Source organism: Nocardia sp. NPDC058640 (assembly GCF_042716995.1).
Lineage (GTDB): Bacteria > Actinomycetota > Actinomycetes > Mycobacteriales > Mycobacteriaceae > Nocardia.
Window position 1 is genome coordinate 54,490 of sequence record NZ_JBHXRG010000029.1, and the last position, 10,586, is coordinate 65,075.

Annotated in this window: 12 protein-coding genes; 9 read left to right on the top strand and 3 right to left on the bottom strand. The window is 67.3% G+C overall.

Going from position 1 to position 10,586, the window contains the following annotated elements; all coding sequences use genetic code 11:
- The first annotated feature begins 25 nt into the window (after window positions 1-25).
- From ACFWU5_RS23945 to ACFWU5_RS23965, 5 genes are all read left to right on the top strand, one after another.
- Window positions 26-832, top strand: coding sequence for an SDR family NAD(P)-dependent oxidoreductase (locus ACFWU5_RS23945; protein WP_379268973.1), 807 nt, complete (start codon window positions 26-28; stop codon window positions 830-832).
- Between the two features lie 5 nt (window positions 833-837).
- On the top strand, window positions 838-1,401 hold the full coding sequence (gene pyrE / locus ACFWU5_RS23950; RefSeq protein WP_379243865.1) for an orotate phosphoribosyltransferase: 564 nt from the start codon (window positions 838-840) through the stop codon (window positions 1,399-1,401).
- A 69-nt stretch (window positions 1,402-1,470) separates the two neighbouring features.
- A complete protein-coding gene (locus ACFWU5_RS23955; RefSeq protein WP_379268975.1) occupies window positions 1,471-2,529 on the top strand; it encodes a beta-ketoacyl-ACP synthase 3 in 1,059 nt (352 codons plus the stop codon).
- Between the two features lies 1 nt (window position 2,530).
- Complete coding sequence (locus ACFWU5_RS23960) at window positions 2,531-3,214, top strand: lysoplasmalogenase (protein WP_379268977.1); 684 nt, start codon at window positions 2,531-2,533, stop codon at window positions 3,212-3,214.
- 68 nt (window positions 3,215-3,282) lie between these two features.
- Entirely contained in the window at window positions 3,283-4,293 is a 1,011-nt protein-coding gene (locus ACFWU5_RS23965; RefSeq protein ID WP_379268979.1) for an alpha/beta hydrolase, read from the top strand.
- A gap of 4 nt (window positions 4,294-4,297) precedes the next feature.
- Here the strand turns inward: ACFWU5_RS23965 and ACFWU5_RS23970 are convergent, their stop codons facing one another.
- Window positions 4,298-4,744 carry a hypothetical protein gene (locus tag ACFWU5_RS23970; protein WP_379268981.1) on the bottom strand — a complete coding sequence of 149 codons (447 nt, stop codon included), beginning with the start codon at window positions 4,742-4,744 and terminating at the stop codon, window positions 4,298-4,300.
- A 52-nt stretch (window positions 4,745-4,796) separates the two neighbouring features.
- On the opposite strand from ACFWU5_RS23970, the gene ACFWU5_RS23975 reads away from it, so the two are divergent.
- Both ACFWU5_RS23975 and ACFWU5_RS23980 read left to right on the top strand, forming a co-directional pair.
- Window positions 4,797-5,462, top strand: coding sequence for a TrmH family RNA methyltransferase (locus ACFWU5_RS23975; protein WP_379243855.1), 666 nt, complete (start codon window positions 4,797-4,799; stop codon window positions 5,460-5,462).
- Window positions 5,463-5,593: 131 nt separating this feature from the next.
- The gene (locus tag ACFWU5_RS23980; protein WP_379243968.1) at window positions 5,594-6,682 is read left to right on the top strand and encodes a glycoside hydrolase family 76 protein; all 1,089 of its coding nucleotides are present in this window, start codon (window positions 5,594-5,596) and stop codon (window positions 6,680-6,682) included.
- Between the two features lies 1 nt (window position 6,683).
- On the opposite strand, the gene ACFWU5_RS23985 is transcribed toward ACFWU5_RS23980, so the two are convergent.
- Window positions 6,684-7,346 carry a DedA family protein gene (locus ACFWU5_RS23985; RefSeq protein ID WP_379243967.1) on the bottom strand — a complete coding sequence of 221 codons (663 nt, stop codon included), beginning with the start codon at window positions 7,344-7,346 and terminating at the stop codon, window positions 6,684-6,686.
- A 35-nt stretch (window positions 7,347-7,381) separates the two neighbouring features.
- Window positions 7,382-8,038: a DedA family protein gene (locus ACFWU5_RS23990; RefSeq protein ID WP_379268987.1), complete on the bottom strand. Its 657-nt coding sequence runs from the start codon at window positions 8,036-8,038 to the stop codon at window positions 7,382-7,384.
- A 210-nt stretch (window positions 8,039-8,248) separates the two neighbouring features.
- Between ACFWU5_RS23990 and fbaA the strand changes: the two genes are divergently transcribed.
- Together fbaA and ACFWU5_RS24000 are read left to right on the top strand one after the other, a co-directional pair.
- Window positions 8,249-9,286 carry a class II fructose-bisphosphate aldolase gene (gene fbaA, locus ACFWU5_RS23995; RefSeq protein WP_379243853.1) on the top strand — a complete coding sequence of 346 codons (1,038 nt, stop codon included), beginning with the start codon at window positions 8,249-8,251 and terminating at the stop codon, window positions 9,284-9,286.
- Window positions 9,287-9,318: 32 nt separating this feature from the next.
- On the top strand, window positions 9,319-10,437 hold the full coding sequence (locus tag ACFWU5_RS24000; protein ID WP_379243851.1) for a BTAD domain-containing putative transcriptional regulator: 1,119 nt from the start codon (window positions 9,319-9,321) through the stop codon (window positions 10,435-10,437).
- The last annotated feature ends 149 nt before the right edge of the window (window positions 10,438-10,586 follow it).

Sequence of the window (10,586 nt, forward strand, 5' to 3'; positions counted from 1 at the left end):
CGGCACAACCGGAATCGATCTCGCGATGACCGACAGTCCCTTGCGCCTGCCCGGCGTCCACCGCCCCGTCGCCATGATCACCGGACCGACGTCCGGCATCGGGCGCGGCTTCGCCCACCGTCTCGCGGCGCTGGGTTACGACCTGGTCCTGGTCGCCCGCGACGAAGCCCGCCTGCGTGAGCTGGCCGACGAACTGGCCCGCCGATTCGCCACATCGGCGCAGGTCCTGGTCGCCGATCTGGCCGACGACGACGACCGCGCACGCGTGGCCGAACGGGCCGCGCAGGGCATCGAATTCCTGGTCAACAACGCGGGTTTCGCGCATTCGGGCGAGTTCTGGACGCTCGAGCCCGCGCAACTGCAGGCCCAGCTCGACGTCAACGTCACCTCGGTGCTGCAGCTGACCAGAGCCGCGCTGCCGGCGATGGTCGCCGCGGGTGCCGGTTCGATCGTGAATGTGGCCAGTGTGGCCGGGCTGATTCCCGGACGGGGGTCGACCTACTCGGCCTCCAAGGCCTACGTCGTATCCTTCACGGAGGGTTTAGCGGGTGGATTAGTGGGCACCGGTGTTCGCGTCCAAGCGCTGTGCCCCGGATTCGTGCACACCGAGTTCCATGAGCGCGCCGGCATCGAGATGAGTTCGCTGCCCCAGCGCCTGTGGCTGGATGTCGATCAGGTGGTCGACGGGTGCCTGCGCGATCTGGACTCCGGTCGGGTGATCAGCGTGCCCGGCGTGCAGTACAAACTGCTCACCGCGGTCGCGGGGTTCGTCCCGCGGACCCTGGTGACCCGACTCAATCGCGGACTCTTCAACGCACGCGGAAGGACATGACTCAGATGATCGACCAGGCACGTGAGTCGCTCACGAAGGCCGATCGCGACCAGCTGGCGGCGCTGGTGCGCGAGCTCGCGGTCGTGCACGGCAAGGTGACGCTGTCGTCGGGCAAGGAAGCCGACTACTACGTCGACCTGCGCCGCGCGACCCTGCACCACCAGGCCGCCCCGCTGATCGGCACGTTGCTGCGCGAACTGGTCGGTGACTGGGACTTCGACGCCGTCGGTGGTCTGACCATGGGCGCGGATCCGGTCGCGATGGCTGTGATGCACGCGCCCGGTCGCCCGATCGACGCGTTCGTGGTCCGCAAGGCGGCCAAGGCGCACGGGATGCAGCGTCAGATCGAGGGCCCCAACATCGTGGGCAAGCGCGTGCTGGTCGTGGAGGACACCACCACCACCGGAAATTCGCCGCTGACCGCGGTGCGCGCGCTGCGTGACGCGGGCGCGATCGTGGTCGGTGTGGCCACCGTCGTCGACCGGGAAACCGGTGCTGACCAGGTGATCGCCGAAGAGGGGCTGGAATATCGATCCATCCTCGGTCTCGATGATCTCGCGCTGGGTTAGCCTGAACAACGCCGAACCCGGACGACGACGTGGTCTGTCCGGAATGTCTGAAGGACGTGTGAGTCACCTGTGGTGAGCATTGCAGTAAACAAAGGTCGCGACAATGTCGCGATGCTCGGGATCGGTGCCTACCGTCCGCAACGCATCGTCAGCAATGCCGAAGTGTGCGAGCAGCTGGACTCCACGCCGGATTGGATCTTCGATCGCACCGGCATCCACAACCGGCGCTGGATCAGCGGCGACGAGACGATCCAGTCGATCGCCACGGCCGCCGGCGAGCGCGCGCTGAACAACACCCCGATCGATCGCACCAAGATCGGCGCGGTCATCCTGTGCACTTCCAGCTGGCTCAAGCTCACCCCGCACGGCGCGCCCTCGGTGGCGTCGGACCTGGGGCTCAACGGTGTGGCCGCGTTCGACCTCACCTCCGGCTGCGGTGGCTTCTGCTACGGCCTGGGCGTTGCCGCCGATCTGATCCGCGCGGGTTCGTTCGACTATGTGCTGGTGATCGGCGCCGAGACGATGACCGTCGGCCTGGACAAGTCCGACCGCGGCACCGCGATGATCTTCGGTGACGGTGCGGGCGCTGTCGTCGTCGGCCCGGCCGAGGAGAACGGCATCTCGCCCACGGTGTGGGGCAGCGACGGCGAGAACGCCGAGGCCATCGCCCAGGACATCGATTTCCTGGCGTTCCAGCAGCGCGCGCAGCAGATGCAGGGCACCGATCCCGCCGTGGAGCCGGTCGGCCAGATGTCGCTGCGGATGGAGGGCCCGAAGGTCTTCCGCTGGGCCGCGGTCACTCTTCCGCGCGCCCTGTCGGCGGCGCTGGACAGCTCCGGCGTGGCCAAGGAGGACATCGAGGTGTTCATCCCGCACCAGGCCAACGCCCGGATCAACGAGTTGATGAAGAAGAACCTGGGCCTGGCCGACGAGGTCCCCATCGCCAACGACATCGAGAACACCGGCAACACCTCCGCCGCCTCGGTGCCACTGGCCATCGAGGAAATGTTGGTCACCGGCAAGGCCAAGGGCGGCCAGGTCGCGCTGCTGCTGGGCTTCGGCGCGGGTCTGAGCTACGCGGGCCAGGTCGTCACCCTTCCGCCCGCCCCGAAGGAACCGAGCTTCTGACATGCGAGGACTGCGCGCCGCTTATGTCACGGCGGCGGCAGTCACCGTGTTCGGTGCTGTCACCGGCCGCGACCGCCTGCAATGGGTCGCCAAGCCACTGCTGATGCCGCTGTTGGCCGCCGACTCGGTGGCCAACGGCGACCTCGTCCCGACCGAGCGCACGATCCTGCTCGGCTCGCTGGCCGCGGCCACCGTCGGCGACGTGCTGCTGCTCGACCCCGACGACGACCGCCGCCTCATCGCAGGCGCCTCGTCGTTCGCGGTCATGCAAACCGGCTACTCGATCCTGTGGTGGCAGCGCGGCGCCCGCCCACGCCCCGACATCGCCGTCCCCCGCGTAGTGGCCTGGCTGGGCGTGGCCGCGCTGCTCCGCGCCAAAGCCCCCAACCTCGCCCTCCCGCTCACCACCTACGGCGCGACCCTGGGCACCGCCGCAACCCTCGCCTCGGACCCAACCCTCGCACCCGACGCGAAAACCTTTGCGGGCGTGAACATTCCGAACGCAGACCCCCGCAGCCGCTACGGCGTCGGCGCCCTACTGTTCACGATCTCGGACGCCCTGATCGTCGCGCGCCGCCTCTTCGCCCGAACCGACCGCACCCGCCGCCTCACCGAAGGCACCATCCTGGCGACCTACGCGGCCGCTCAGTATCTGCTCACCGTCCCGCCCCGGAACACTTTCTGATACAGCGCGTCACATGGCGCTTACTTTGGTGTTGTCGCGATGAAATACCGCGCGCGCACGCTTCCTAGATGAGCGGGGAAACGCAGTTCATCGAGGTGCACGGGTATCGCCGGGCGTTCCGCATGGCAGGCACCGGCCCACCCCTGCTGCTGATCCACGGGATCACCGACAGCTCAGGAACCTGGGAACCCGTGTTCGACGCGCTAGCCGAGCACTACACCGTCATCGCCCCCGACCTCCTCGGCCACGGCGAATCCGCCAAGCCCCGCGCCGACTACGCGGTGGCCGCCTACGCCAACGGCATGCGTGACCTGCTCAGCGTCCTCGGCATCGACCGGATCACCGTGGTCGGCCATTCGCTGGGCGGCGGCGTCGCGATGCAGTTCGCCTACCAGTTCCCCGAGAAGGTCGAGCGAATAGCACTGGTGTGCCCGGCGGGAATGGGCGCGGGCGTGCACCCCGCGTTCCGCCTCGCCACCCTGGCAGGCGCGGGCCCGGCCCTGATGGCGATCACGAGCTGGCCGGTCCGCACCGCCGTCCGCGCGGCCGTCCCCGTGGTGACCGCAGCCGGTGGCCTGGGCCTGGGCCCCGACGCCGAATACGTCCTGCGCCTCTACGGCCACCTGGCCGACCCCGGCGCACGCAACGCCTTCCTCCGCACCATCCGCGCCGCCGCCGACCGCCGCGGCCAAACCATCACCATGCTCGACCGCGGCTACCTCGCCGCCCACCTGCCGACCCTGGTCATCGGCGGCACCCGCGACACCGTCATCCCGTCGGGGCACGCCGAACGCGCCCACCGCGCCTTCCCCGGCAGTCGCATCGAAATCTTCGCGGGCGCAGGCCATTTCCCGCATCATTTCGATCCCGACCGTTTCGTGAAGCTGATCCGCTCGTTCATCGAGGAAACCGACCCCGCCGTGTTCGATCCGCTGCGCTGGCAGCGCACCCTGCGTCGCGGCCGCCCGATCGTCGGCTTACCCACCCTCGAAGCGACCCCGGAGCCCACACCCCAGCAGGTCGCTGGATCGTCACCGGAGTCCACAGCCCCGCAGGTCGCTGGATCGTCACCCGCGTAAGCCTTCACAGCACCAGAATGATCCGATCCCGATCCTGCGGGTCGACGCGAATCGGAACAGTCTGTCCGACAACTATTCTCGCCTTGTCCACCGGCATCACATCCACCACGATCGTCCCGCTGTACGTGTCGGCCCCCGGCACCGTGAGCTCCACATCCAACTCGGTCATCTCACTGGCATGATCCGTGCGCCCCAACGGATGCACCCCTTCGATCCGCGCCCACCCCTCCAACCCGTGCCTGCGCAACCGCCGATCCGCCCGGGTCGGCATCGAAGCCCACGTCACCGCGCCCCCGCACGCCGTCCCGAACAGTCCCACCATGATCATCACCTGATAGGGCACTGTCCCCGGCGGCGCGTGCGGCGCCAGCCACCCCAACCACACCGCGAGCGCGATCAGATACCCCGCCACGACCCAGGCCAATGCCCGCATCACCCGCGCATGATCCATCCGGCTCACCACCCAGTTCCAGGGTAGCGCGGCGTCCGCCTAGCATTGTCGGGTGAATGAACCAGAGGTCGCGGGCCCGACCGAGTGGGGCGAGCATCCGCACGGCCTCGGTCCGTGGGCGCAGGAATACGACACCCCGGTGCCCACCGATGAACGCTACGACCCGGTCCTGCTGGCCGAGGGCGACCGCCGCAATGTCGTGGACGCCTACCGGTACTGGACCCGTGAGGCAATCGTCGCCGACATCGACTCCCGCCGCTTCCCGTTCCACGTGGCGATCGAGAACTTCGGCCACGACGCCAATATCGGCACCGTCGTGCGCACCGCCAATGCCTTCGCCGCCGCCGCGGTGCACATCATCGGCAAGCGACGCTGGAACCGCCGTGGCGCGATGGTCACCGACCGCTACCAGCACCTGATGCACCACGCCGACCTCGCCGAGTTGCGCGAGTTCGCCGCGCGCGAGGGGCTGACCGTGGTGGCCGTGGACAACGTGCCCGGCGCGGTCCCGTTGGAGACCGCGGACCTGCCGAAGAACTGCCTGCTGCTGTTCGGTCAGGAGGGCCCCGGCGTGAGCGACGACGCGAAAGACGCAGCGGCGCTGACGGTTTCGATCGCCCAGTTCGGCTCGACCCGCAGCATCAACGCGGGCGTGGCCGCGGGCATCGCCATGCACGCCTGGATTCGCCAACACGCCGACCTGTCGGTGGCCTGGTAACGGAACGAGCACGGAATGTCGGTGCCACCTGGCACCATGGGGTCATGACCTCGCGCAGCGGCCGGCGCCCCCAGCCCGCAGATCGTGCCGGATCGGTGCCCACTGCGGCGCTGTGGTCCGAGCGTGCCGATATGGCCGAGTCCGCGATCATCTCGCGGCATCTGCGGATGCTGTGGGGTTGTCCCGGAACGGAATTGGGTGTGGTGGGCTGGCCCGCGACCCGTCGCGAACGAGCCTTCGCCGGCTGGCACTACTGGTGGCAGGCGCACTTACTCGACGTCGCGGTGGACGCCGCCAACCGCGTGCCCACCCCGGCCCGCCGCAAACGCATCGGCGCGATCGCCCGTGCCATCCGGTTACGCAATATCACCGGCTGGACCAACCGCTACTACGACGACATGGCCTGGTTGGCCATCGCCCTGGAACGCGCCGAACGCACCCTGGATCTCACCGATGCTCGTCGCGGCCTGGTCGCCCTGGAACAGAAGCTCTACGGCGCCTGGGATCCCGAGGTCGGCGGCGGCATCCCGTGGCGGATGAAATCGGACTTCTTCAACGCCCCCGCCAACGGCCCCGCAGGCATCGCCCTGTTGCGTCTGGGCCACGTCGGACGCGCGCAACAGATGGCCGACTGGCTCGACGCCACCCTGCGCGACCCGGAATCCGGCCTGATCCTGGACGGCATCCACTTACCCTCGGGCGAGATCGAACGCCCCGTGTTCACCTACTGCCAGGGTGTAGTGCTCGGCCTGGAAGCCGAACTGGCCGTGCACACCGACGACGAACGCCACGTGCAGCGGGTCATCGCCCTGCTCGACGCCGTCGAAGAGCACATGACCACCCGCATGGTGATCTCCGGTGGCGGCGGCGGTGACGGCGGCCTGTTCAACGGCATCCTGGCCCGCTACCTCGCGGTCGTCGCGCTGATGCTGCCCGGCGAGGGCAAGGCCGAGGAAACCGCTCGACGCTGCTGCGCCGCGATCGTGAAAGCCTCCGCCACCGCGGCCTGGGCCAACCGCCTCGAGGTCGAAGGCGAGCCGCTGTTCGGCTACGACTGGAGCAAACCGGCACGCTTACCCGGCGGCACGTCCGGCGCGGGCAAGTTCACCGCGGGCGGCTCGGTGACCGCCTCGGCCGTGCCCGAACGCGACCTGTCGGTGCAATTATCGGGCTGGATGTTGATGGAAGCGGCCTACCAGGTCACCGCGGCCGGGCTGTGAATCAGCGCTCGGTATCGCCCGCGATGCTGGGCTCGAGGAATTCCTCTTCGGGCTTGGACATCTCCTGGCGGTAGTGCCGCAGCCCCAGCGCGGTGCCCACGATCAGGCCCACGATCAACGTGCAGATCACCGCGGGCATCAACCACGGCACCTGCTCGAGGAACTCGCCCGCGTAATACCCGATCAGCAGCAGCACCGGCGCCCAGATGATCGCGCCGATCGTGCTGGCCACGGTGTACTTGCGATGGTCCATCCCGGCCGCGCCCGCCACCATCGGGCACAGCGTGCGCACCCACGGAATCCACCGCGCGACCAGCACCGCGAAGAACCCGTGCCGTTGCAGCAGATCGGTGACCTTGGCCAAGTTCTTGGTGTTGATATATCGGCCGTTCTTGCGCGCGACCAGGCGATGCCCGGTACGCGCGCCGACCATATAGCCGACCTGATTGCCGATGATCGCGGACAGCATCGTGCCCACCGACAGCGCCCACACCTGCGCTTCGCCATTGGCGTGCGAGGCCAGCACGATGCCGGCGGTGATCAGCATCGAGTCACCGGGCAGGAACAGCCCGATGATGAACGCGCACTCGAGGAACACGAATACCAGCACCACCGCCCAGACCACAGCGGGGCCTGCTGAGATCAGCGGCTCGAAGCTGCCCATGGCGAGGAGGGTCGACGGTACTGCGGTCACAGCGATCAGTGCGTCTCGTTCGTCGAAGTCGCCAGCTCGCCGTTGGGCGCCGGGACCACCGGTGCCTTGCGGCGCTCGAGCACCTTCTTACCGACCGTGATGATCGCGGGCAGGATCGACACGAACACGATCAGCAGGAAGATCGCTTCCACGTGCTCGCGGATGAACGGCACATTGCCCAGGAAGTAGCCGATGACCGTCACGCCGCCGCCCCACAGCACCGCGCCGACGATGTCGAACGCCACGTACTTGCGGTAGCTCATCTGCGACACACCCGCCAGCACCGGCATGAACGTGCGCACGATCGGCACGAACCTGGCCAAGATGATGGTCTTGGGGCCGTGCTTCTCGAAGAACTCGTGCGTCTCGGTGACGTAATGCTTCTTGAAGAAGCGGCTGTCTTCCTTCTTGAAGATGGCCGGGCCGATCTTGCGGCCGATCCAATACGCGCACTGGTCGCCGAGGAACGCTGTGAGAATCACCAACGGCACCAGCCACCAGATCGACACGACCGGGTTCTCCTGCGCGGCGAGCATGCCGCCGGTGAACAGCAGCGAGTCACCCGGCAGCAACGGGAACAGCAGGCCGGTCTCGATGAAGACAATCGCCAGAATGGCAGGCAGAACGGCGTTCTTCAGCCAGGTCTCCTGCAATAGGTACATCGGGTCCAGCAACTGCGTCAGCGCAAGGTTGTTCGTTACCGCATCGGATACCGCCAGCAAAGTCACGGCCCCCACAGTACCGGTCCGATCTGTGACATGAGTGCCCCGCGGGTGAACCTCACGACCGGGTGATCTCGCACTCGTCTACTAAATTAGGGTGTGGCCTGACAGAATTGGTTTTTTGCTCCCCACAACACGGAGGTCACTGCTGTGCCTATCGCGACCCCGCAGGTCTACGCCGAGATGCTCGGCCGGGCCAAGGCGCACTCGTTCGCGTTCCCGGCGATCAACTGCACGTCGTCGGAGACGATCAACGCCGCCATCAAGGGCTTCGCCGACGCGGGCAGTGACGGCATCATCCAGTTCTCCACCGGCGGCGCCGAGTTCGCCTCGGGCCTTGGTGTGAAGGACATGGTCACCGGTGCGGTGGCGCTGGCGGAGTTCGCGCACGTCGTGGCCGCCAAGTACGACGTGACGATCGCGCTGCACACCGACCACTGCCCCAAGGACAAGCTGGACACCTACGTGCGTCCGCTGATCGCGATCTCGCAGGAGCGCGTGAACCTGGGCGGTCTGCCGCTGTTCCAGTCGCACATGTGGGACGGTTCGGCCATCCCGATCGACGAGAACCTCGAGATCGCCAAGGAACTGCTGAAGGCCTGCAAGTCGGCCAACATCATTCTCGAGGTCGAGATCGGTGTCGTGGGCGGCGAGGAAGACGGCGTCGAGGCCGAGATCGACGACAAGCTCTACACCACCCCCGAGGACTTCGCGAAGACCATCGAGGTGCTGGGTGCGGGCGAGAACGGCCAGTACCTGCTGGCCGCCACCTTCGGCAACGTGCACGGTGTGTACAAGCCGGGCAACGTCGTGCTCAAGCCCGAGGTGCTCGCCGAGGGCCAGCGCGTCGCGGCCGCCAAGCTGGGTCTGCCCGAGGGTTCGCAGCCGTTCGACTTCGTGTTCCACGGTGGTTCGGGCTCGCTGAAGTCCGAGATCGAGGACTCGCTGCGCTACGGCGTGGTGAAGATGAACGTCGACACCGACACCCAGTACGCCTTCACCCGCCCGGTCGCCGGCCACATGTTCACCAACTACGACGGTGTGCTGAAGGTCGACGGCGAGGTCGGCAACAAGAAGGTCTACGACCCGCGCAGCTACCTGAAGAAGGCCGAGATCTCCATGGCCGAGCGCGTGACCGAGGCCTGCAACGACCTCAAGTCGGCCGGTCGCTCGGTCAGCGGTTCCTGAATTCTCGTATCGAACAAACGGGGCCCGAGCTCATGAGTCTTGATGTCCGTGTGCTCGGGCCCGTTCGACTGCTCGTCGGCGGCGAGCCGGTAGCGGTCGGCGGGCCCAAGCCGCGCGCCCTCCTCGCCGCGCTCACCGTCAACCGACGGCGCGCGGTGTCTTCCGCTGTGCTGGCGGAGATGGTGTGGAACGAGGATCCGCCCGATTCCTACGCCGCGAGCCTGCAGGTGTTCGTGTCGAACATCCGCAAGGCCTTGCGCAACGCGGGGATCGATTCCGCGCTGGTGTTGCGGACCGAAGGCGCGGGGTACCGACTCGAAATCCCTGATACCGCTTGCGATCTCGGCCGTTTCGAGAGTGCGCGCGAAGCCGGTTCGCGGTGTCTCGATGTCGGCGACCATCCCGGCGCGGCCAATCTTTTCGGTGCGGCACTGCGGGAGTGGAGTGGACGGGCGCTGGCCGACCTGGCCGGGTTGCAGTTCGCCGACGGGTTCGCCACGGCGATGAACGAGGAACGGCTACTTGCCGCGTCCGCGCGGGTGGACGCTGAAATCGCTTGCGGGCGTGCGTCTTCGGTGATCGGCGAGTTGGTGTCGATGACCAACGAGCATCCGCTCCGTGAGCCGCTGTGGGGGCAGTTGATCACGGCGTTGTACCTGTCCGGGCGGCAAGCCGATGCGTTGGAAGCGTGTCGGCGGGTGCGTGGGGTGTTGGCCGAGGAGCTGGGTATCGATCCCGGTTCCGCGCTGATCGAGTTGGAGCAGCGGGTTCTGCGGCAGGAACCGTTGAATGTGTTGGCGTCCAGGCGATCCGACCAGGTCGCCGCGGCGATGACCGAGACTGTCACCGAGGTGCCGCAGTCGATCCGCAACGGGAATTTGCGGTTCGTCGACGGCCGCACGCTCCCGATTCCCCACGGCGGCATCAGGATCGGGCGGATGACCGATAATGAACTGGTTCTCGATGATCCGAAGGCCAGTCGCTATCACGCGCATATTATGCCCAGCCGGGCCGGACTGTTGATCAAGGATCTGCACTCGGCCAACGGGGTTTATGTGAACGAGGCGCCGATCGACAGCGGGGCTCTGCTGGCTGATGGGGATGTAATCCGTATCGGGGGAACGGTTTTGACCTTTATCGCGGTGAAGTAGGGGGCGGCGGTTCCCGGCGGTTTGGTGGGGCAAAGCCACGGGGGTTTAGGTGGTCCCGGGGGGTTTGAGGCTGTGTTTTTGGAGCGCTGGCGCGCTCGAGCGCGGCCCCTGTGGGGCCGCGAGTTAGCCACCGTTGCTTGAGGCTGCGC